This window comes from Streptomyces daghestanicus (genome assembly GCF_020521275.1).
Classification (GTDB): domain Bacteria; phylum Actinomycetota; class Actinomycetes; order Streptomycetales; family Streptomycetaceae; genus Streptomyces; species Streptomyces griseoviridis.
On sequence record NZ_BNDX01000014.1, the window covers coordinates 79762 to 105415 of the forward strand.

General features: G+C 72.1%; 4 protein-coding genes. All 4 read right to left on the reverse strand.

All coding sequences use genetic code 11. The features are described from left to right. Positions 1-2 precede the first annotated feature (2 nt). The 4 genes from Sdagh_RS25770 to Sdagh_RS25785 all read right to left on the reverse strand — a co-directional run bounded on the left by Sdagh_RS25770 (position 3) and on the right by Sdagh_RS25785 (position 25578). Positions 3-21494 (reverse strand): non-ribosomal peptide synthase/polyketide synthase, encoded by a 21492-nt coding sequence (locus Sdagh_RS25770; protein ID WP_226535794.1) that lies wholly within the window; start codon positions 21492-21494, stop codon positions 3-5. 163 nt (positions 21495-21657) lie between these two features. Continuing rightward, the gene (locus tag Sdagh_RS25775) at positions 21658-23964 is read right to left on the reverse strand and encodes an ABC transporter ATP-binding protein (RefSeq protein WP_190078729.1); all 2307 of its coding nucleotides are present in this window, start codon (positions 23962-23964) and stop codon (positions 21658-21660) included. Positions 23965-24011: 47 nt separating this feature from the next. Then, positions 24012-24242 (reverse strand): MbtH family protein, encoded by a 231-nt coding sequence (locus Sdagh_RS25780; protein ID WP_189423908.1) that lies wholly within the window; start codon positions 24240-24242, stop codon positions 24012-24014. 127 nt (positions 24243-24369) lie between these two features. Further along, on the reverse strand, positions 24370-25578 hold the full coding sequence (locus Sdagh_RS25785; RefSeq protein ID WP_189423910.1) for a sensor histidine kinase: 1209 nt from the start codon (positions 25576-25578) through the stop codon (positions 24370-24372). Positions 25579-25654 lie beyond the last annotated feature (76 nt).

Consider the following 25654-nt stretch of genomic DNA (forward strand, 5'->3'; position numbering starts at 1 on the left):
TGTCACTGCCCACCTTCTCGTTCTGCCGCTATCGCTTCGAACTCTTCGACCTCGTCCTGCGTCAGGGCGAGGAGGGGGAAGTCGGAGGGGGTGTGGCCGCCGGCGCCGGGGTCGGCGTCGGTGTGCGCGGCGAGTCCGGCCAGCATCTCCCGCCAGAGTTCACCGAGCCGCTCGGCGTCCTCGACGAGCGTGCCCGGCCAGGCCAGCGAGATCGTCAGCTCCGGGCCCTCCGAGGTGTCCCGCACCACCGCACCGGCGTCCAGCAGGTGCAGCACGGGGGCCTCCGGGTCGGCGGCGCCACCCGGTCCCGCCTCGGCCGCGGGTTCCCACGCGCCACTGGAGTCGCCTTCGGTGAATCGGCCGAGGTAGTTGAAACCGACCTGGGGGACCGGCAGTCGGGCGAGGATCGGGCCGGTGGCGGGGTTCAGGTGCCGCAACAGCCCGTATCCGAGGCCGTCGCTCCCAGGCACCGCCTGCACCTGCTCCTTCACCGTCTTCAGCAGCACACCGGCCGCCGCACCGCCGGCCAGCACCTCACCCAGGTCCGCCCCGCCGGTGGCCAGCCGCACGGGATGCACGCTGGTGAACCACCCCACCGTCCGCGACAGATCCACGCCCTCGACCGTGGCCTCCCGCCCGTGCCCCTCCACGTCGACGAGCAGCCCCGTGCCGGCCTGCTCCGGCCGCCACACACCCACCGCCCCCGCCAACGCCGCCAGCAGCACCTCGTGCACCCCGCAGTGGAACGCCGCCGCCGTACGCGTCATCAGCGTCTCGGCCACCTCCACGGGCACCCGCCACTCACCGCGCCGCAACACCGCCACGGTGTCCCGGGCCGGGTCGAGGGGACGTCGGCCCAGCAGCGGACCGGGGGTGGCCAGGACGCGCGTCCACGCATCGAGTTCCGCCCCACGCCGCTCGCTGACAGCCTCCTCCGCCAACAACTGCGACCAGCGGCGGAAGGACGTACCCACCACGTCGAGGACAGGGGACCGGCCTGCGAGCACCGCCTCACAGGCCGCACGCAGGTCGGGCAGCAGAACACGCCACGACACCCCGTCCACCACCAGGTGATGCGCCACCAGCACGATCCTGCCCGGCACTCCCGGTCCCGCATCCACCCACACCACCTGCACCATCACACCGGCCACCGGATCCAACCGGCCCACAGCCGCCCGCGCCGCCACCCCCACAACCTGCTCCAGCCCGCCCTGGCCCTGGCCGGCCGCATCCACCCGCGACACCAACCCCGACCCGTCCACCGACCCACGCGCCCCCACCACGAACCGGTCCTCACCGGCCACCAGACGAGCCCGCAACATGTCATGCGCGTCCACCACCGCCGACAACCCCGCCGACAACACCTCCACACCGAACCGCGGCGGAGCCACAACGGCCATCCACTGCGCGAACCCCGGCCGCAGCGCCGCCTCCCCCACCGCCTTCATCACCGGCGTGAACGCCACCTCGCCCACTCCGGACACTTCCCCGTCCGCCGCTTGCCCGTCCGGCCGTTCGGCGACCCGTGCCAGCCGGGCCGGGGTCCGCTCCTCGAACACCTGCCGGGGCGAGAGCACCCACCCCGCACGCCGCGCCCGCGACGCCAACTGCATCGACATGATCGAATCCCCGCCCAGCACGAAGAAATCGTCATCGACACCCACCCCCTCCGCGCCCAGCACCTCGGCGAAGAGACCGCACAACGCCACCTCCGCCGGTGTCGTCGGCGCCCGGCCCGCACCCGCCGGGGCACGTTCCGGGGCCGGCAGGGCTGCGCGGTCGACCTTGCCGTTCACCGTCAGGGGCAGCGCGTCCAGGACGACGAACGCGGCCGGGACCATGTACTCCGGCAGCCGGGCGGCGGCGAACTCCCGTACCCCGTCACCGTCCAGGGGCTCGCCGGGCGCCGGCACCAGGTAGCCGACGAGCCGTTTCTCGCCCGGCTGGTCCTCGCGTACGACGACGGTGGCGTGGGCGACGCCGGGGTGTGTGCCCAGTACGGACTCCACCTCCCCGGGTTCGACGCGGAAGCCGCGGATCTTCACCTGTTCGTCCGCCCGGCCCTGGAAGACGAGCTGGCCGTCCGGGGTCCACCGGGCGAGGTCGCCCGAGCGGTACATGCGGGCGCCCTCGACGTACGGGCAGGCCACGAACCGGGCCGCCGACAGGCCCGGCCGGCCGGCATAGCCGCGGGCGAGCCCCGGGCCGACGATGTACAGCTCGCCGCTGGACCCGGCCGGCACCGGTTGCAGGAAGGCGTCGAGGACGAAGACGCGTACGTTCGCCATCGGCTCCCCGATGGGTACGGTGTCCCCGCCGCCCGCGGACAGCGGCGGGCTCATGGCGGCGCACACGGTCGCCTCCGTCGGCCCGTAGGCGTTCACCAGCCGCCGCCCCGACGACCAGCGGTCCGCCACGGCGGCCGGGCAGACCTCGCCGGCCACCGCGACCGTCTCCAGTGTGTCCGGCAGTGTCTCCGCGACGGCCAGCAGGCTGGGCGGCACGGTGACGTGGGTGGCCCGCGTCCTGCGCAGGGCCTCGGCCAGCGACACGTTCGGCGGCAGGTGCTCCGCGCCCGCCACGACCAGGGTGCCGCCGGACAGGAGCGCCATGCACAGCTCCGACACGGACGCGTCGAAGCTCAGCGAGGCGAATTGGAGGACCCGGGCGCCGGGGTGGACGGCGAACCGTTCGATCTGCGCCTGCGCGAGGTTCGCCAGCCCCGCGTGGAGGACCTCGACACCCTTGGGGCGGCCCGTCGACCCCGACGTGTAGATGACGTACGCCGTGTGCTCGGGCTCCAGTGGCATGAGGCGTTCCGCGTCCTCGACCGCGCCGGCCGGACGGTCCGCGACAGCGGCGACGACGGCCGTGTCGTCCACGACGAGCACACGGTCGGCGAACTCCGCCGGTACGACGGCGCGCGACCCCGTCGGGCACACCACCAGCGCGGGGTCGGAGTCGCGCAGCATGTACGCGATCCGGTCCGGCGGGTAGCCGGGGTCCAGGGGGACGAAGGCTCCGCCCGCCATGGACACGGCGAGCAGGGTGAGCACCGTCGTCACCGAGCGCTCCGCGATCACCGCGACCCTGCTCTCGGGGCCGACCCCGCCCGTCGCGATCAGGTGCCGTGCCAGCCGGCCGGCCTCGGCCTCGGCCTCGGCGTACGACAGGGTACGCCCGTCCGGGGCGGACGCCAGCGCCGGGGCGTCGGGGGTGCGGCGTGCCTGGCGCCGCAGCAGCTCCGGCAGCGGGGCGGCGGACACCGGCCGGGCGGTGTCGTTCCACTCCGCGAGGCGTGCCCGCTCGTCCGCGGCCAGGAGGCTGACCCGGCTCACCGGGAGCGTGGCGTCGGCCGCCAGCTGCTCCAGGACGCACAGCAGTCGCTCCCGCTGCCGGGCAGCCCAGTCCCGGGTGAACAGGTCGGGGCGGTAGACGACCTCCCCGGCCAGCCGGTCCCCCGGAGCCATGATCAGGGCGAGCGCGTAGTGGCTCGCGTCCCGCGACTTGCCGTCCGGCCGGATGGACAGGGCGCCGGGGGCGTCCCCGGTCGCGTCGTCGGCGGTGCGCGGGTAGTTCTCGTAGACCACCAGGGTGTCGAACTCGGCGCCGGAACCCGCCGTCCGCTGGATCTCCGCCAGGCCCAGGTGCTGGTGGCCCATCAGCGCGACCTGGCGTCGTTGCAGGTCGGTGAGGAGGTCCACGGCCGACTGCGCCGGGTCCAGACGGACCCGTACGGGAAGGGTGTTGATGAACAGGCCGACCGCGCTGTCGAGGCCCGGCACCTCCGCGGGCCGTCCGGCCACCGTGCTGCCGAACACCACGTCGGTACGGCCGGTCAGCCGGGCCAGCAGCAGCGCCCACGCACCCTGGACCACCGTGTTCATGGTCAGGCCATGGGTGCGTGCCAGGTCGGCGAGGCCCGCCGTCAGCTCGGCGGAGCACTCGAACTCCAGCGGTACCGGCCGCGCCGGTTCCCGGGTGGACTCCGCCGCCGCCACCCGGGAGGGTCCCTCGGTGCCGGCCAGTTCGGCCCGCCACATGGCGCGCGCCGCCTCCTTGTCCTGCCGGCCCAGCCAGGCCAGGTACTCCCGGTAGGACGTCGCGGGCGGCAGGGCGGCCCGTGCGGCGCCGTCCGCGGCGTAAGAGGCGTACGCGGCCGACAGTTCGTCGAACAGGACCGGCAGCGACCAGCCGTCGACGACCACGTGATGGGTGGTCACCACCATGCGGTGCAGTTCCGTGCCGAGCCGGATGAGCAGGACGCGCAGCAGTGGTGGCGCGGTCAGGTCGAACCGTTCCGCCATCTCCGCCGCGCACAGCCGGGCGACCTCGGCGTCCGCCCGGTCCGGCGGCAGCCCGCTCACGTCGGCCTCCCACCACGGCACCGTGACCTGCCCGGCGATCACCTGTACGGCCTCGTCCGCGACGCCCCGGTGGAACCCCGCCCGCAGCACGGGGTGCCGGGCCACGACGGTCTGCCACGCCCGCCGCAGCCGCGCCGCGTCCAGGGGGCCGGTCAGCAGCAACGCCCGTTGTCCTTCGTAGACGTCGGGTCCCTGCTCGGCGAGGGTGGTGTGGAACAGCAGCCCCTGCTGGAGCGGTGACAGCGGCCATACGTCGACCAGGTCCGGGACCGCCGCCTCTAGTTCCTCGACGTTGTCCTGGGTCAGGGTGAGGAGGGGGAAGTCGGAGGGGGTGTGGCCGCCGGCGCCGGGGTCGGCGTCGGTGTGCGCGGCGAGTCCGGCCAGCATCTCCCGCCAGAGTTCACCGAGCCGCTCGGCGTCCTCGACGAGCGTGCCCGGCCAGGCCAGCGAGATCGTCAGCTCCGGGCCCTCCGAGGTGTCCCGCACCACCGCACCGGCGTCCAGGGCATGGGCGGCGGGCGCGTGCGGGTCGGCGGCGCCCACCGGACCCGCGTCGGCCGCGGGTTCCCAGACTTCGGTCGATCGGCCTTCGGTGAATCGGCCGAGGTAGTTGAAGCCGACCTGGGGGACCGGCAGTCGGGCGAGGATCGGGCCGGTGGCGGGGTTCAGGTGCCGCAACAGCCCGTATCCGAGGCCGTCGCTCCCGGGCACCGCCTGCACCTGCTCCTTCACCGTCTTCAGCAGCACACCGGCCGCCGCACCGCCGGCCAGCACCTCACCCAGGTCCGCCTCGCCGGTGGCCAGCCGCACGGGATGCACGCTGGTGAACCAGCCCACCGTCCGCGACAGATCCACCCCTTCGGCCACGGCCTCCCGTCCGTGCCCCTCCACGTCGACGAGCAGTCCCGTGCCGGCATGCTCCGGCCGCCACACACCCACCGCCCCCACCAACGCCGCCAGCAGCACCTCATGCACCCCGCAGTGGAACGCCGCCGCCGTACGTCCCACGAGCGTCCGGGCCACGTCCGCGGGCACCTGCCACTCCCGCCGCCGCAACACCGCCACCGTGTCCCGTACGGGATCCAGGGCACGCCCGGCCAGCAGGGGGCCGGGGGTGGCCAGGATGCGCGTCCACGCATCGAGTTCCGCCCCACGCCGCTCGCTCACGGCCTCCTCCGCCAACAACTGCGACCAGCGGCGGAAGGACGTACCCACCACGTCGAGGACGGGGGGCCGACCTGCGAGCACCGCCTCACAGGCCGCACGCAGGTCGGGCAGCAGAACACGCCACGACACCCCGTCCACAACCAGGTGATGCGCCACCAGCACGATCCTGCCCGGCACTCCCGGACCCGCATCGACCCACACCACCTGCACCATCACACCGGCCACCGGATCCAACCGGCCCACAGCCGCCCGCGCCGCCACCCCCACGACCTGCTCCAGCCCGGCCTGGCCCTGGCCGGCCTGGCCCTGGCCGGCCGCATCCACCCGCGACACCAACCCCGACCCGTCCACCGACCCACGCGCCCCCACCACGAACCGGTCCTCACCGGCCACCAGACGAGCCCGCAACATGTCATGCGCGTCCACCACCGCCGACAACCCCGCCGACAACACCTCCACACCGAGCCGCGGCGGAGCCACAACGGCCATCCACTGCGCGAATTCGGGGCTCGCCGCAGTGTCCCCCACCGCCTTCATCACCGGCGTGAACGCCACCTCACCGGTACCCACATCGCGTACACCTTGTGCGGCCGCTTCGACGGGCTCAACCACGCCCGCCAGCCGTGCCGGGGTCCGCTCCTCGAACACCTGCCGGGGCGAGAGCACCCACCCCGCACGCCGCGCCCGCGACGCCAACTGCATCGACATGATCGAATCCCCGCCCAGCACGAAGAAATCGTCATCGACACCCACCCCCTCCGCGCCCAGCACCTCGGCGAAGAGACCGCAGAGCACCGTCTCGACCGGGGTGGAGGGTGCCCGGCCCGCACCATGCTCCCTCTCGGGAGCCGGGAGCGCGGACCGGTCGATCTTCCCGTTGGGGGTGAGGGGGAATTCGCCGAGGAGCATGACGGTGGTGGGGACCATGTACTCGGGCAGCCGCTCGGCGGCGAAGGCCCGGATGGACGCCGGGTCCCCCTGGGACACGGCGTAGGCGACAAGACGGTCGTCGCGGACGAGGACGGCCGCCTGCGTGACGTCCGGGTGCGCGGCGACGACGGACTCCACCTCACCGAGTTCGATCCGGAAACCACGGACCTTCACCTGGTCATCCGCGCGGCCCGCGAAGTGCAGCAGCCCGTCGTCCGTCCAGCGGGCCAGGTCACCGGTGCGGTACATGCGCTGCCCGGGGAGGAAGGGGCAGGCCACGAACCGTTCGGCAGTGAGGTCCGGCCGGCCCAGGTACCCACGGGCCAGGCCCGGCCCCGTCAGATACACCTCACCGACCGCGCCTATCAGTGCCGGCCGGAGGAAGTCGTCCAGCACGAAGACGCGGGTGTTCGTCAGCGGACGCCCGATCGCGGGCGGGGCGTCCTCGGGACTGATGCCTTCCGCGATCTCGACGGCGGTGGTCATCACCGTCGCCTCGGTCGGCCCGTACGTGTTCCACACACCCGCCTGCGCACGCCAGCGAGCGGCGAGATCGGCGCTGAGCCGCTCGGCACCCAGCACCCAGTTCCGTACACCCGGGACGGAACCCGGGTCCAGAACGGAGAGCAACGAGGGCACGACACTGGCGACCGTGACCCCCGAGTCGCGGATCATCTCCGCCAGCGCCTGGGCGTCCGTGCGTTCCTCGCCCGACGCGATCGCCAGCGTGCCACCCCTGGCGAGGGTCACGGCCACGTCCAGCACGGAGGCGTCAAAGCTGAAGGAGGCGAACTGCAAGGTCACCTCACCCGGACCCGCGCCCAGCACCGGCCCCATCGCCGCCACCAGGTTCGAGAGCCCACCGTGCGCGACCGCCACACCCTTCGGCCGACCCGTCGACCCCGACGTATAGATCACATACGCCAGCTGATCGGAACCGACCTCGACACCGAGGGGAGCGCCCGACTGAGCCGCGACGGCCGCATCCGCCAGCCACGCCTCGTCGATCACCAGCGCCGCACCACTGTCCGCCGCCATGAACGCGAGCCGCTCCGCCGGGTACTCCGGGTCCAGCGGCACGTAGGCCGCCCCGGCCTTCCACACCGCCAGGATCGCCACGACCATGTCGACACCCCGCGGAAGCCTCAGACCCACCCGCGACTCCACACCGACGCCGCACTCCCGCAGCAACCGCGCCAACCGGTTCGCCCGCGCATCCAGCTCCGCGTACGACAACTCGACGGACCCACACCGCACCGCCGAGGCGTCCGGCGTCCGCGCCGCCCACTGGGCGACCAGCTCCACCACCGTCGCAGAGCCGACCGGCTCCTCCGTGGCGTTCCACTCCGTGAGCACCCGCGCCCGCTCATCGGCGTCCAGGACGTCGAGCCCGCTCAGCAGCACCTGCGGATCGGCGGCGATCTGTTCCAGCACCCGCACGACCCGCCGCACGACCCGCTCCGCACGACCCGCGTCGAACAGATCAGGCCGGTAATCCAGCCGCAACCTCAACTCCGCTGGATCGACACCCAACGCCAGCACGAAATGCGTCGACTCCCGCATCCCCGCGCCCGTGACCACCACCGCATCCAACGACGACGGCACATCCGGATCACCAGGAAAGTTCTCGAACGCCAGCAGCGTGTCGAAGCCCGCACCGGGCCCCGCCACCCGCTGGATCTCGCTCAGCCCGAGGTGCTGATGATCCAGCAACCCCGACTGCTCCGCTTGCACCACACCCAGCAACTCGGCGACCGCGCACGAACCGTCCAGCCGCACCCGCACCGGCACCGTGTTGATGAACAGCCCGAGCATCGTCTCCATACCCGGCAGCTCCGCCGGGCGGCCCGCCACCGTCGCCCCGAACACCACATCACGCCGTCCCGCCAGCGCGCCGACCACGACGGCCCACGCCACCTGCACCACCGTGTTCACCGTGACACCCGCGCCACGAGCCAATCGCTCCAGGTCACGAGCACGCTGTGGTGAGAGCTGGGCGCTGACGTTCGCGGTCTCACCGGGCACCCGCGCCGGGTCCGCCGGTGCCACGAGTGTCGGTTCCTCGACGCCGGCCAGCGTCCGCCGCCAGGCGTCCCGCGCCGCCTCTCCGTCCTGCCGGGCCAGCCACGCCGCGTACTCCCGGTACGGCGTCACCACCGGCAGCCCCACCGCACTCCCGCCGGCCGCGTAGGCCGTCCAGACCTCGCGCAGGAGCAGTGGCAGGGACCAGCCGTCCAGCACCAGATGATGCAACGTCACCGCCAACCGCCACTCGTCCACCCCCACCCGCACCAACAACAGCCGCAACAACGGAGGCCGCGCCAGATCGAACCGCCGCGCCCGCTCCTCCACCGCGATCCGCTCCGACTCCGCCCACGCCTGCCCACCCGACACCCGCGACAGATCCACACACCGCCACGGCACCTCGACACCCTCAGCGATCACCTGCACCGGCCGCACAGAACCAGACGGCTGCCAGAACCCCGCCCGCAACCCCGCATGCCGGTCCACCACCGCCTGCCACGAAGCCCGCAACACCCCCACATCCAGCAGCCCCCGCACCTCCAGGACCAACTGCTCCACATACACATCCACCGACCCGACATCGAACAGCGAGTGGAACAGCAGCCCCTCCTGCAACGGCGAAACCGGCAACACCTCCACCAGTCCCGCCACAGCAGCCTCCACCTCCTCCACCCGCGCCTGATCCAACGCCACCAGCGGGAAGTCCGACGGCGTGAACCCACCACCCCCCGCCCGCTCCACATGAGCGACCAGCCCCTCCAACATCCCCGCCCAGCCCTCGACCAGAGCCCGCGCGGACCCCTCCCCCAACAACCGCTCCGGCCACGACACCGACAACACCAACTCCGGCCCCCCGGCCAGATCACGCACCACACCCATCACTTCCAGCGCATGCAGCACCGGAAAGTCCCCGCCGACGCTCTCGCCGACCACGCCCTCCCCAACGGGCGCCCAATCCCGGCCCTGTCCCGCCTCGGAAGTCCCGGCATCGACACGTCCGAGGTAGTTGAAGCCGATCTCGGGCGTCGGCAGCCCTGCCAACACCCCCGCCGTCTCCTCGTTCAGATACCGCAGCACCCCGAACCCGAGACCGTCACCCGGTACGTTCCTCAACTGCTCCTTGACCCGCTTGACCAGCTCACCCGCCGCACCACCACCCGACCGGGCTGCACCGGCGTCCACACCCCGCACATCCACCCGCACCGGACGCACACCCGTGAACCACCCCACCGTCCGGGAAAGATCATCACCCTCCCCCAACGGCACCCGACCGTGCCCCTCCACATCCACCACGAACACCGACGAGCCCCCGGCCACCTCCCACCCGGCCACCGCACCCACCAGACCCGCCAACAACACATCCTCGACACCCGCGTGGAACGCCGCCGGCACCCCACCCAGCAACCCCGCCGTCACACCCACCGGCACCCGCACCGACACCCGACGCACCGACGACTCCACATCCCGCACCGGGTCCAGCACCAACCCACCCAGAACCCGCCCGGCCCCCTCCCACAACCCCCTCCACGCCGCCAACTCACCCAACCGCCCCGCACTCCCCGCCTGCGCGGCCAACCCCCGAGCCCAATGCCGGAACGACGTCACCACCGGCTCCAACCCAGCATCCCGCCCCGCCGACAACTCCCCGAACGCGGACGCCAGATCCCCCAACACCACCCGCCACGAAACGGTGTCCATCACGAGGTGGTTGGCCACCAACAGGAGCCGTCCGGTATGCCCAGGGCCCTCGTCGAGCCAGACGGCGTCGAACATCACTCCGGCCGACGGGTCCAGCCGCGCCACCGCCGCCTCGGCCTCCACCCCCACCAACACATCCACCTCGGCCGCACCCAGACCCGCCGCGTCCACCCGCCGCACCCAGACCCGATCCGGCACCTCCTCCGGCACCACCAACCGCAACCCCGCCGAACCCACACCCACACCCACACCCGCACCCGCACCCGCGTCCGCGTCCGACACCAGCCGCGCCCGCAACACCTCATGCCGCTCCACCAACGCCCGCACCGCAGACGCCAACACCACGACATCCACACCCACCGGCGTCCGCACCACACTCGACTGCACGGCTTGTCCGAGGGCGTCGAGTCCGACCCGCTCGATCAGTTCCCGCATCACCGGCGTCAGCGGCACGTCCCCCACACCGGACTCACCCCCGGAGGCCGCACCGTCTGCCAACGCTTGAGCAACCAAGGCCAGCCGAGCCGGCGTCTGCTCCTCGAACACCAGCCGGGGCGAGAGCACCCACCCCGCGCGCCGCGCACCGGACACCAGAAGCATGGACAGGATCGAGTCACCGCCCAGCGCGAAGAAGGAGTCGTCGACGCCTACGCGTTCCAGTCCCAGCACCTCGGCGAAGAGATCGCAGAGCACCGCCTCGGCCGGGGACGAGGGCGCCCGACCCGCGGCGCGCTCCACGTCGGGCGCGGGCAGAGCCGACTGATCGATCTTCCCGTTGGGAGTGAGAGGCAGTTCATCGAGGCGTACGACGGTGGCGGGGACCATGTACTCGGGCAGCCGCTCGGCGGCGAACTCCCGCACCCCCGCCGGCTCACCGCTCGACACCACGTACGCGGCGAGGCGCCCCTCACGCACCACGACGATCGCCTGGGCGACGTCCGGGTGGGCGGCGACGACGGACTCCACCTCACCGAGTTCGATCCGGAAACCGCGGATCTTCACCTGCTCATCCGCGCGGCCCGCGAAGTGCAGCAACCCGTCGTCCGACCAACGGGCCAGGTCACCGGTCCGGTACATGCGGTCCCCGGCCCCGAAGGGAGAGGCCACGAACCGCTCCGCCGTAAGATCCACCCGGCCCAGATACCCCCGCGCCAATCCCGCGCCGGCCAGATACACCTCACCCACCACACCGACCGGCGTAGGCCGCAGGAACTCGTCCAGCACGAACACCCGGCACCCGGGCAACGGACGCCCGATCGCGGGCGGGGCGTCCTCGGGACTGATGCCTTCCGCGATCTCGACGGCGGTGGTCATCACCGTCGCCTCGGTCGGCCCGTACGTGTTCCACACACCCGCCTGCGCACGCCAGCGGGCGGCGAGATCGGCGCTGAGCCGCTCGGCACCCAGCACCCAGTTCCGTACACCGGACACCGCCTGCGGGTCCAGGACGGAGAGCAAGGACGGCACGACGCTGGCGACCGTGACCCCCGAGTCGCGGATCATCTCCGCCAGCGCCTGGGCGTCCGTGCGTTCCTCGCTCGACGCGATCGCCAGCGTGCCACCCCTGGCGAGGGTCACGGCCACGTCCAGCACGGAGGCGTCGAAGCTGAAGGAGGCGAACTGCAAGGTCACCTCACCCGGACCCGCGCCCAGCACCGGCCCCATCGCCGCCACCAGGTTCGAGAGCCCACCGTGCGCGACCGCCACACCCTTCGGCCGGCCCGTCGACCCCGACGTATAGATCACATACGCCAACCGCTGCGGGTCAGAGGGAACCGCCGGCGGCTCCGCCGACTCAACGGCAAGAGCGTCAGCCGCATCCGCGAGCCACTCCTCATCGATCACCAGCGCCGCACCACTGTCCGCCGCCATGAACGCGAGCCGCTCCGCCGGATACTCCGGGTCCAGCGGCACGTAGGCCGCCCCGGCCTTCCACACCGCCACAACCGCCATGACCATGTCGACGCCACGAGGCAACCGCAGACCGACCCGGTCCTCGACACCGACACCCGACCGGCGCACGTACCGCGCCAACCGGTTCGCCCGTGCATCCAGCTCCGCGTACGACAACTCGACGGACCCACACCGCACCGCCACAGCCTCCGGCGTCGCATGAACCCTGCCGTCGAACAGGTCCAACCACGAAGTCAGCGGCACCGGCCGGGCAGGGCCGTTCCACTCCTCGACCACCCGCGTCCGCTCATCGGCGTCCAAGACGTCGATCTCACCGAGGCGTACGCGTGGGTCGGCCGCGATTTGTTCCAGCACCCGCACGACCCGCCGCACGACCCGCTCCGCCCGCCCCGCGTCGAACAGATCAGGCCGGTAATCCAGCCGCAACCTCAACTCCGCCGGATCGACACCCAACGCCAGCACGAAATGCGTCGACTCCCGCATCCCCGCGCCCGTGACCACCACCGCATCCAACGACGACGGCACATCCGGATCACCAGGAAAGTTCTCGAACGCCAGCAGCGTGTCGAAGCCCGCACCGGGCCCCGCCACCCGCTGGATCTCGCTCAGCCCGAGGTGCTGATGATCCAGCAACCCCGACTGTTCCGCTTGCACCACACCCAGCAACTCGGCGACCGTGCACGACCCGTCCAGCCGCACCCGCACCGGCACCGTGTTGATGAACAGCCCGAGCATCGTCTCCATACCCGGCAGCTCCGCCGGGCGGCCCGCCACCGTCGCCCCGAACACCACATCACGCCGTCCCGCCAGCGCGCCGACCACGACGGCCCACGCCACCTGCACCACCGTGTTCACCGTGACACCCGCACCACGAGCCAGCTCGCCCAGCGCTGCCGCCAGCTCGGCCCCCGGGGCGGCCGTCAGTTGGCGCGGTTCGACCACGGTGTTCCGCGACGCCGCCGGTGCCACGAGTGTCGGTTCCTCGACGCCGGCCAGCGTCCGCCGCCAGGCATCCCGCGCCGCCTCCCCGTCCTGCCGGGCCAGCCACGCCGCGTACTCCCGGTACGGCGTCACCACCGGCAACCCCGCACCACTGCCACCGGCCGCATACGCCGTCCACACCTCACGCAGCAAGACGGGCAGGGACCAGCCGTCCAGCACCAGATGATGCAACGTCACCGCCAACCGCCACTCGTCCACCCCCACCCGCACCAACAACACCCGCACCAACGGAGGCCGCGCCAGATCGAACCGCCGCGCCCGCTCCTCGCGTTCCAGGTCCTCCGACCCGGCCACTGCCGTGAGTGAGTCGAGAGACGACAGGTCCGCCTCCTGCCAGGGCAGTCGCACCCCCTCTGCGATCACCTGCACCGGCTGCTCGACGCCAGACGGCTGCCAGAACCCCGCCCGCAACCCCGCATGCCGGTCCACCACCGCCTGCCACGAAGCCCGCAACACCCCCACATCCAGCAGCCCCCGCACCTCCAGGACCAACTGCTCCACATACACATCGGTGTCGTCCTGGTCGAACAGCGAGTGGAACAGCAGCCCCTCCTGCAACGGCGAAACCGGCAACACCTCCACCAGCCCCGCCACAGCAGCCTCCACCTCCTCCACCCGCGCCTGATCCAACGCCACCAACGGGAAGTCCGACGGCGTGAACCCACCACCCCCCGCCCGCTCCACATGAGCGACCAGCCCCTCCAACATCCCCGCCCAGCCCTCGACCAGAGCCCGCGCGGACCCCTCCCCCAACAACCGCTCCGGCCACGACACCGACAACACCAACTCCGGCCCCCCGGCCAGATCACGCACCACACCCATCACTTCCAGCGCATGCAGCACCGGAAAGTCCCCGCCCACTCCTCCACCGAAGTCGTCGCCGATGAGCTGCCAGGTGTCGTCACGACTGCTGAAGCGTCCGAGGTAGTTGAAGCCGATCTCGGGCGTCGGCAGCCCTGCCAACACCCCCGCCGTCTCCTCGTTCAGATACCGCAGCACCCCGAACCCGAGACCGTCACCCGGTACGTTCCTCAACTGCTCCTTGACCCGCTTGACCAGCTCACCCGCCGCACCACCACCCGACCGGGCTGCACCGGCGTCCACACCCCGCACATCCACCCGCACCGGACGCACACCCGTGAACCACCCCACCGTCCGGGAAAGATCATCACCCTCCCCCAACGGCACCCGACCGTGCCCCTCCACATCCACCACGAACACCGACGAGCCCCCGGCCACCTCCCACCCGGCCACCGCACCCACCAGACCCGCCAACAACACATCCTCGACACCCGCGTGGAACGCCGCCGGCACCCCACCCAGCAACCCCGCCGTCACACCCACCGGCACCCGCACCGACACCCGACGCACCGACGACTCCACATCCCGCACCGGGTCCAGCACCAACCCACCCAGAACCCGCCCGGCCCCCTCCCACAACCCCCTCCACGCCGCCAACTCACCCAACCGCCCCGCACTCCCCGCCTGCGCGGCCAACCCCCGAGCCCAATGCCGGAACGACGTCACCACCGGCTCCAACCCAGCACCCCGCCCCGCCGACAACTCCCCGAACGCAGACGCCAGATCCCCCAACACCACCCGCCACGAGACGCCATCGACCACCAGGTGATGAGCGACCAGCAGCAACTGCCCCTCGGCCTCCGACCCGCCGTCGAACCAGACGGCGTCGAACATCACCCCGGCCGACGGGTCCAGCCGCGCCACCGCTGCCTCGGCCTCCACCCCCACCAACACATCCACCTCGGCCGCACCCAGACCCGCCGCGTCCACCCGCCGCACCCAGACCCGATCCGGCACCTCCTCCGGCACCACCAACCGCAACCCCGCCGAACCCACACCCACACCCGCACCCGCGCCCGCGTCCGACACCAGCCGCGCCCGCAACACCTCATGCCGCTCCACCAACGCCCGCACCGCAGACGCCAACACCACGACATCCACACCCACCGGCGTCCTGACGCGGTTGGACTGGACGACCTCGCTCAGCCGGTCGAGCCCGACCCGCTCCACCAGTTCCCGCATCACCGGCGTCAGCGGCACGTCCCCCACACCGGACTCACCGTCCGCGGTCAGGTTCTCGCCCAGTACGTCGGCCACGCCCGCGAGCCCGGCCGGTGTCCGCTTCTCGAACACTTGCCGGGAAGAGATGGCCAAGCCCGCACGCCGCGCCGCCGACACCAGAAGCATCGACAGGATCGAGTCACCGCCCAGGACGAAGAAGTCATCGTCCACACCGACCCCTTCACGGCTCAGTACCTCCGTGAACAGGTCACAGAGCACGGCTTCGACCGGGCTCGACGGCGCACGGCCTGCCTCAGCTCCCGTCTCGGGGGCGGGCAGGGCGGCCTGGTCGACCTTTCCGTTCGGCGTCAGCGGCAACGCGTCCAGCACCATGACCACGGACGGCACCATGTACTCGGGCAGCCTCGCGGCGGCGAACTCCCGCACCCCCGCCGGCTCACCACTCGACACCACGTAGGCGACAAGGCGACCCTCACGCACCACGACGATCGCCTGGGCGACGTCCGGGTGGGCGGCGACGACGGACTCCACCTCACCGAGTTCGATCCGGAAACCACGGATCTTCACCTGCTCGTCCGCGCGACCCGCGAAGTGCAGCAACCCGTCGTCCGACCAACGGGCCAGATCACCGGTCCGGTACATGCGCTGCCCGGGGAGGAACGGGCAGGCCACGAACCGCTCCGCCGTCAGGTCCGGGCGGCCCAGATACCCACGAGCCAGACCCGGCCCCGCCAGATAGACCTCACCCACCATGTCCGGTGCCACGGGGCGCAGGAAACCGTCCAGCACGAAGACGCGCGTGTTCGTCAGCGGACGCCCGATCGCGGGCGGGGCATCCTCGGGTGTGACGCCTTCCGCGATCTCGACGGCCGTGGTCATCACCGTCGCCTCCGTCGGCCCGTACGTGTTCCACACACCCGCCTGCGCACGCCAGCGGGCGGCGAGATCGGCGTTGAGCCGCTCGGCACCCAGCACCCAGTTCCGGACACCGGACACCGCCTGCGGGTCCAGGACACCGAGCAGGGACGGCACCACGCTGGCCACGGTGACCCCAGCCTCACGGACCATCTCCGCCAACGCCTGGCCGTCCGTGCGCTCCTCGCCCGACGCGATCGCCAGCGTGCCACCCCTGGCGAGGGTCACGGCCACGTCCAGCACGGAGGCGTCGAAGCTGAACGACGCGAACTGCAAGGTCACCTCACCCGGCCCCGCACCCAGCACCGGCCCCATCGCCGCCACCAGGTTCGAGAGCCCACCGTGCGCGACCGCCACACCCTTCGGCCGGCCCGTCGACCCCGACGTATAGATCACATACGCCAGCTGATCGGAACCGACCTCGACACCGAGGGGAGCGTCCGACTGAGCCGCGACGGCCGCATCCGCCAGCCACGCCTCGTCGATCACCAGCGCCGCACCACTGTCCGCCGCCATGAACGCGAGCCGCTCCGCCGGATACTCCGGGTCCAACGGCACATACGCCGCCCCCGCCTTCCAGACACCCAGGACCGCCACGACCATGTCGACACCCCGCGGAAGCCTCAGACCCACCCGCGACTCCACACCGACGCCGCACTCCCGCAGCAACCGCCCCAACCGGTTCGCCCGCGCATCCAACTCCGCGTACGACAACTCGACGGACCCACACCGCACCGCCACAGCCTCCGGCGTCCGCGCCGCCCACTCGGCGACCAGCTCCGGTACCAGTGCCGCGTCGACGGGACGCCCGGTGGTGTTCCACTCCTCGACCACCCGCGCCCGCTCGCCGGCGTCCAGGAGGGTCAGCGTGCCGACTCGCGCCTCCGGGCCGGCGGCCATTTGCTCCAGTACGCGTATCAGTCGTCCGGCGAGCGCCTCGGCTGCCGTCGTGTCGTAGAGGTCCAGTCGGTGGTCGATCCGCAGTTCCAGACCGTCGATCGGGCTGACTCCCAGGGTCAGCGCGTAGTGGGTCGACTCGCGGACTCCGGTACCGACGAGGCGCAGCGGGGCGGGCGGGTCGCTCCTGCCGACGCGGTAGTTCTCGAACGCCAGCAGCGTGTCGAAGCCCGCACCGGGCCCCACCGCCCGCTGGATCTCGCTCAGCCCGAGGTGCTGATGATCCAGCAACCCCGACTGTTCCGCTTGCACGACACCCAGCAACTCGGCGACCGTGCACGACCCCTCCAGCCGCACCCGCACCGGCACCGTGTTGATGAACAGCCCGAGCATCGTCTCCATACCCGGCAGCTCCGCCGGACGGCCCGCCACCGTCGCCCCGAACACCACATCACGCCGTCCCGCCAGCGCGCCGACCACGACAGCCCACGCCACCTGCACCACCGTGTTCAGCGTGACACCCGCACCACTGGCCAGTTCGCGGAGCGCGGTGTCCAGTTCGTCGTCCAGCCGGACGACGTACTGGGCGGTCGTTCCCGGGCCGAGGGCGTCGGTCGCGGGTGCGATGAGGGTCGGTTCGTCGAGGCCGGCCAGGGCTCGGGTCCATGCCTGGCGGGCCGCGGGGCGGTCCTGGTGGTCGAGCCAGGAGTAGTACGCGCGGGAGGGGAGCGCCGGTGCGAGGTCGTCGGCGGTTCCGCCGGCCGCGTAGGCCGTCCAGACCTCACGCAGGAGCAGTGGCAGGGACCAGCCGTCCAGCACCAGATGATGCAACGTCACCGCCAACCGCCACTCGTCCACCCCCACCCGCACCAGCAACACCCGCAACAACGGAGGCCGCGCCAGATCGAACCGCCGCGCCCGCTCCTCCACCGCGATCCGCTCCGACTCCGCCCACGCCTGCCCACCCGACACCCGCGACAGATCCACACACCGCCACGGCACCTCGACACCCTCAGCGATCACCTGCACCGGCCGCACAGAACCAGACGGCTGCCAGAACCCCGCCCGCAACCCCGCATGCCGGTCCACCACCGCCTGCCACGAAGCCCGCAACACCCCCACATCCAGCAGCCCCCGCACCTCCAGGACCAACTGCTCCACATACACATCCACCGACCCGACATCGAACAGCGAGTGGAACAGCAGCCCTTCCTGCAACGGCGAAACCGGCAACACCTCCACCAGCCCCGCCACAGCAGCCTCCACCTCCTCCACCCGCGCCTGATCCAACGCCACCAGCGGGAAGTCCGACGGCGTGAACCCACCACCCCCCGCCCGCTCCACATGAGCGACCAGCCCCTCCAACATCCCCGCCCAGCCCTCGACCAGAGCCCGCGCGGACCCCTCCCCCAACAACCGCTCCGGCCACGACACCGACAACACCAACTCCGGCCCCCCGGCCAGGTCGTGAACGATGCCTTCGACCTCCAGGGCGTGCATGACGGGTGCGTCACCGGCGATGCCTTCGCCGAATCCGTCGCCGATGAGGTGCCACGCGTCGTCGCGGCTGTCGAAGCGTCCGAGGTAGTTGAAACCGATCTCCGGTACCGGCAGCCCTGCCAGTGTTTCCGCCGTCTCCTCGTTCAGATACCGCAGCACCCCGAACCCGAGACCGTCACCCGGTACGTTCCTCAACTGCTCCTTGACCCGCTTGACCAGCTCACCCGCCGCACCACCACCCGACCGGGCTGCACCGGCGTCCACACCCCGCACATCCACCCGCACCGGACGCACACCCGTGAACCACCCCACCGTCCGGGAAAGATCATCACCCTCCCCCAACGGCACCCGACCGTGCCCCTCCACATCCACCACGAACACCGACGAGCCCCCGGCCACCTCCCACCCGGCCACCGCACCCACCAGACCCGCCAACAACACATCCTCGACACCCGCGTGGAACGCCGCCGGCACCCCACCCAGCAACCCCGCCGTCACACCCACCGGCACCCGCACCGACACCCGACGCACGGTCGCGCCCAGCCACCGGGAGCGGTCCGGGGCGTCCTCGGCAAGGACCGGCTCCGCGGTGCGGAGGAGGTCCCGCCACCGTGCCAGTTCGGCCAGCCGTTCCTCGCTCCCGGCCTGTGCGGCCAGTCCTCGCGCCCACTGCCGGAAGGACGTCACCACCGGCTGCAACCCGGCGGGCCGCCCCGCCGACAACTCCCCGTACGCGAACGCCAGATCGGCCGACAACACCCGCCACGAGACACCGTCGACCACCAGGTGGTCGGCCACCAGCAGCAGTCGGCCGGCAGTGGCGGGGCCCGCGTCGAACCAGACGGCTTCGAGCATGACGCCGGCCAGCGGGTCCAGCCGTCCCACCGCCTGCTCGGCATGCGCCGCCACCAGCGCGTCCAGCTCGGCCGTACCGAGGCCCGCCGCGTCCACCCGGCGCACCCGGACCCGTTCCGGCACCTCCTCGGGCACCACCAGCCGCCACTCCGCCGAACCCGCACCAGGACCCGTACTCGTACTCGTGCCCGTGTCCGTGCCAGGACCCGGCACCAGCCGGGCCCGCAACATCTCGTGCCGTTCCAGCAACGCGCGGATCGCGGACGTCAGGACCGCGGCGTCCAGGCCGGCCGGTGTCGCCACCAGCACCGACTGGTAGACCTGGGCGACGTCCTGGGGGGCGACCCGGTCGAGGAGTTCCCGCATGACGGGGGTCAGCGGTATCTCACCGGTGGCGGTGGCCGTGCCGTCCGGGGCCGGGGTGGTGGTGAGCGGGCGGGCCAGGGCGGCGAGGCGGGCCGGGGTGCGGTGCTCGAAGACCTCGCGGGTGGTGAGGACGTAACCGGCCCGGCGGGCCCCGGAGACGACCGTCATCGACAGGATCGAGTCGCCGCCCAGGACGAAGAAGTCGTCGCCGGCGCCGATGCCCTCCTCGCCCAGGACCTCCGCGAAGAGGCCGCAGAGCAGCTCCTCGACGGGGGTGGACGGTGCGCGGCCCGCCGGGCGGGCCGGTTCCCCGACGGGCAGGGCGGCCGTGTCCACCTTGCCGTTCACCGTCAACGGCAGGGTGTCGAGGACGGTCACCGTGGCCGGGACCATGTAGGCGGGCAGCCGTCCCGCGGTGAACGCGCGCAGGTCCGCCGGGCCGGGCGCGCCGGTGGCGGCGACGTAGGCCGCGAGCCGGCCGTCCCGTACGAGGACGACGGCCTGGGTGACCGCCGGGTGCGCGGCGAGGGCGGATTGCACCTCGCCGAGTTCGATGCGGAAGCCGCGGATCTTCACCTGGTCGTCGGCGCGGCCCGCGAAGTGCAGCAGCCCGTCGTCCGACCAGCGGGCCAGGTCACCGGTCCGGTACATGCGCTGCCCGGGGAGGAACGGGCAGGCCACGAACCGTTCGGCGGTGAGGTCCGGGCGGCCCAGGTAGCCGCGGGCCAGGCCGGGGCCGGCGAGATACACCTCGCCGACCGTGCCGGCCGGTACGGGGCGCAGGGCGGCGTCGAGGACGAGGACGTGGGTGCCGTCGAGGGGGCGGCCGATCGGCGGCGGCGCGTCCTGGGCGGTGGTGCCCGAGGGGATCTCCACCGCCGTGGCCATCACGGTGGCCTCGGTGGGACCGTAGGTGTTCCACAGGCCGGTGTGCGCGCGCCAGCGGGCCGCGAGGCTGGCGGTGAGCCGTTCGGCGCCCAGCAGCCAGTTCCGTACGCCGGGCACCGACCGGGGGTCGAGTGTGGAGAGCAGGGAGGGGACGACGCTGGCGACGGTGACGCCCGTGTCGTGGATCATCCGGGCCAGCGCCGCGGGGTCCGCGCGTTCCTCGGTCCGTGCGATGGCCAGGGTGCCGCCCGCTGCCAGGGTGACGGCCAGGTCGAGCACCGACGCGTCGAAGCTGAACGACGCGAACTGCAGGGTCGTCTCGCCCGGTCCGGCGCCCAGGATCGGGGTCATCGCGTCCACCAGGTCCGCGACGGCGCGGTGCGTGACGGCGACACCCTTCGGGCGGCCGGTCGAGCCCGAGGTGTAGATGACGTAGGCGAGTTGGTCAGGGTCGAGCGGTATGCCGAGGGGGGTGTCCGGTTCGGCGTCGATCACCGCGTCGGCCGCCGCGAGCCAGGCGTCGTCGATGACGGGGGCGGCGCCGCTGGTGGTGACCATGTGGCGCAGCCGGTCCGCCGGGTAGGCGGGGTCCAGCGGCACGTACGCGGCCCCGGCCCGCCACACGCCCAGGACGGCGGTGACCATGTCGACGCCCCGGCCCAGCGCGAGGCCGACCCGCGCCTCCGGGGCCGTGCCCGTCCGGCGCAGATACCGGGCCAGCCGGTTCGCCCGTGCGTCCAGTTCCGCGTACGACACCGTCCTGGTGCCGCAGCGCACCGCCACGGCCCGCGGTGACCGGGCCGCCCAGGCCGCGACGCGGTCGGGCACGGACTGCCGGGCCGCCGGGGTCGAGGGCCGGCCGGCTCGGGGCGTGGTGGCCTCCGGGCGGTCCGCGTGGTCCGGGCGAAGCGAGCGGGCGTCAGACATCGCAGGGTCTCCACTGGCTGGATCGGGAAGCTTCGACGGCCGCGGGGGCGGGGCGGGCGGCACGGCCGCGGGGCGAGTCCGCCCGGGGCGGGTCCGGAGCCCCGGCACGGTGTGCGCGCCGGGGCGTGTTCACGGTGGGACGCGGGTCCCTGTGGGAGGGTCCCTAGGAGGGCCTGCGGCGCCCCTTGGGTGGCGGACCGCCGTTCGGGCCGCCGTTCGGGCCTCCGCTCGGGCCTCCGCTCGGGCCGCCGTTCGGGCCTCCGCTCGGGCCGCCGTTCGGACCGCCGTTCGGACCGCCGGTGGGGCCATCGCTCGGGGCTACGTGGAAGCGGGGGCCGCCGCCCGGCCCGCCGGGTCCCTGCCTCGGTACCGGTCCCGGGCCGCCGGGCATCGGCACCGGGCCGGGCCCCATGCCGGGCACGGGGTGCGGTCCGTGCCCCATGCCGGGCATCGGTCCACCGACGTACACCGGACCACCGGGACCGCCAGGGCCACCGGGACCGCCAGGGCCACCAGGGCCGTGGTGGCCGCCCGGACCGGTGATTCCGGCCGGTTCGGCGGGCCGGGCGGCGGACTCGTCGCGTTCCGGGCCGGCGCCGTTCTTCGACTGTCCCGCGAACTGCGTACGGTACAGCTCGGCGTAGAGACCGCCCGAGGCGAGGAGTTCCTCGTGCGTGCCCTTCTCCTTCACCTGTCCCTCGTCGATGACGAGGATCTGGTCGGCGTCCCGGATCGTGGACAGCCGGTGGGCGATGACCAGGGACGTCCGGCCCTTCAGCGCGGTGCTCAGGGCCAGTTGGACGGCCGCCTCCGACTCGGAGTCGAGGTGGGCGGTGGCCTCGTCGAGGACGACGACCGGCGGGGCCTTGAGCAGCAGCCGGGCCATCGCGATGCGCTGCTTCTCGCCGCCGGAGAGCCGGTAGCCGCGGTCGCCGACCACCGTGTCGAAGCCGTCGGGCAGCGAGGCGACGAGGTCGTAGATCTGCGCGGCCCGGCAGGCGTCGATCAGGTCCTGCTCGACGGCGTCGGGGCGGGCGTACATGAGGTTCTGGCGGATCGTCGTGTGGAAGAGGTGGGCGTCCTGGGTGACCATGCCGACGGTGTCGAGCAGGGAGTCCAGGGTGACGTCCCGCAGGTCCTGGCCGCCGATGCGGACGGTTCCCTCGTTGGGGTCGTACAGCCGCGGCACCAGATGGGTGATGGTCGTCTTGCCCGCCCCGGAGCGGCCGACCAGCGCGGTGAGTTTCCCGGCCGGCGCGGTGAAGCTCAGGTTGCGCAGGACCCAGGCGTCGCCCGCGCGTTCGGGCATCGGAAGGGCGATGGATTCCAGGGAGGCCAGGGAGACGTCGGCGGCGTTCGGGTAGCGGAACGACACGTTGTCGAACTCGATGTCCGTGGCCCCGCCGACCGGTACCGCGTCCGGCTTCTGGGCGATGAGCGGTTCCAGGTCGAGGACCTCGAAGAGCCGGTCGAAGCTGACCAGCGTGTTCATCACGTCCGCCTGGGCGTTGGCGAGCTGGCCGAGCGGCTGCATCAGGCGGGTCAGGAGGGTGGCCAGGGCCACCAGGGTGCCCAGCTGGATGGTGGCCTGGACGACCAGGTGGCCGCCGACTCCGTACACCGCGGCGGTCGCCAGTGAGCTGACCAGCATGGTGGACAGGAACAGCAGCTTCATGTGGACGGAGGTGCGGACACCGACGTCGCGGCTGCGGCCCGCCAGTCCGGAGAACTCGCCGGACTCGCGGTCGGGCCGGCCGTAGAGCTTCGCGAGGAGCGCGCCGGTGACGTTGAACCGCTCGTGCATCATCGAGCCCATCTCGGCGTTGATCTGCATGTGCCGGCGCATGAGACGCTGCATGCGCCGTCCGATGATCCTGCCGGGCAGGATGAAGAACGGCGCGAGCAGCAGGGCTACGAGCGTGATGAGCCACGACAGGTAGACCATCGTGACGAGGACGAACGTCAGCGTGAGCGCGGCGGAGACGACGGTGGAGAGCAGTGAGGTGAGTGCCGCCTGCGCTCCCATCACGTCGGTGTTGAGCCGGCTGACGAGGGCCCCGGTCTGGGCGCGGGTGAAGAACGCCAGCGGCTGGCGCTGTACGTGGTCGAACACCTCGGTGCGCAGGTCGTAGATGAGGCCCTCGCTGACGCGGGCGGAGAGCCACGCCTCCGCGAATCCGAGGAGTCCGGCCACCACCGACAGGGCGGCGACGCCCACGGCTATCCATACGACGACCGAGGTGTCGCCTTTCATGATGCCGTTGTCGATGAGGTATTTGAACATCAGTGGAATGGCCACCGCGCTGCCCGCGTTCAGCACTGTGGCGGCCAGGAGAATTCCGATGCTGCGGCGATGCCGCTTGGCGTACGGGATGATGCGTTTTGCCGTGCCGGGCCTTACGTCCTGCTTGGAAAGGGAGGGGTCAGGTCCGTCCCCCCGTACGATCACCGGTCCTGGGCCACCCATCATGGCCACAGCTACCACCTCTGTCCCGTTGTCTCGCCGGCGGCCTTCGGTCAGTTGACGGCTTGGACGGCGTCCATCCGGTCGGCCAGGCTCTTCGGGCGCATGTCCGTCCAGTTCTTCTCGATGTACGCGATGCAGGCCGCCCGGGTGTCCTCGCCGAACACGGCCTTCCAGCCGTCCGGCACCTCGGCGAACGCGGGCCAGAGAGAATGCTGATTCTCGTCGTTCACGAGAACGAGAAAGGACGCGTTTTCATCGTCGAAAGGATTCACTGTGACCACTCCCGTCGGTGGGGTTCACCAAGTGCGTTGCCCACGATAGTGAGCCCCTTCCGGGGCGACAAGCGACGGAATTACGGTCCGGTGTCCAACTATTCATTATCGGCACTTGGACACGTGCGGCGGTGACTCAACGCGGCAGGGTGCCGGCCATTTTGGGGTGCTTGCCGGAGAGCTGATGGCGCTCGGGGAAGACGATGTCGACGACGAGTCCGCCGTCGGTGCCGGCGCGGGCGGTGAGAGCGGCCCCGTGGGCGTCGACGATGGAGCGGACGATGGACAGGCCGAGGCCGTGGTGGCCGTCGTCCGCGCTGCGGTCGAGCCGCTGGAAGGGGTGGAAGAGCCGGTCGACCTGGTCCTCGGGGACCTGCTGTCCGGTGTTGGCGGCGGTGAGGAAGGCGCGTCCGTCACGGGTGCCGACGGTGAGGTCGACCCGGCCGTCGGGGACGTTGTAGGAGAGGGCGTTGTCGAGGAGGTTGGCCACCAGCCGCCCGACGAGCACCGGGTCGCCTTCGAGGCAGGCGGGGGCGACACGGGCGTCGAGCCGCAGCCCGCGCCGGTCGGCCGCCGGGCGGACGGCTTGTACCGCCTCGTCGGCGAGGGCCGCGAGGTCCACCGGCTCGGGCCGGTCCAGGCCGCGTTCGCTGGTGGACAGGAAGAGCAGTGCCTCCAGCAGGCGTCCTTGCTGTTTGCTGATGGCCAGCAGGCGTTCGAAGTTGGTGCGGAAGGTGTCGACGGTGGGGTCCCGGTCGATGAGGGACTCCTCCAGCAGGGCGTGTTCCAGCGTCAGCGGGGTGCGCAGTTCGTGGGCGGCGTTGGCGACGAACCGTTTGTGGGAGTCGAGGGCGGTCTCCAGCCGGCCGAGGAGGCCGTCGACGGTGTCGGCGAGGTCCTTCAGCTCGTCGCGGGGGCCTTCGACGGCCAGCCGTTCGTGCACGTTGCGGGCGGTGATGCGCTGGATGGTGGTGGTCATGGAGCGCAGGGGGCGCAGGACGCGTCCGGCGACCACCCAGCCGAGCCAGATGGAGACGACGGAGGTGATCGCCAGGGCGATCACCGCGTTGAACATCAGGTTGTCGATCATCGCCTGGTGGGTGTGCTCGGCCTGCTGGTGCAGCGCCTCGGCCTGCCGGTCGATGTTCCCCGGGCTGCCGGCGGCGCCGGCGTCGTCGCCCATGTAGTGGTGGACCTGCGGGGGCCGGGAGCCGCCGGGCGCGTCCCGGGTGCCGTCGATCAGGATGAGGCTGGTGGTGGTGCCCGCCACCAGCAGGTAGGTGACGGCGAGCAGGACCGTGCCGGAGACGATGAACAGCGCGCCGTACAGCAGTGTGAGCCGCATGCGCACCTTGCGCGGCTTCAGCAGTGCGGCTGCCCTGGCGCGGCCGAGGACGTCTGCGGGAAACGGGAACAGCCGC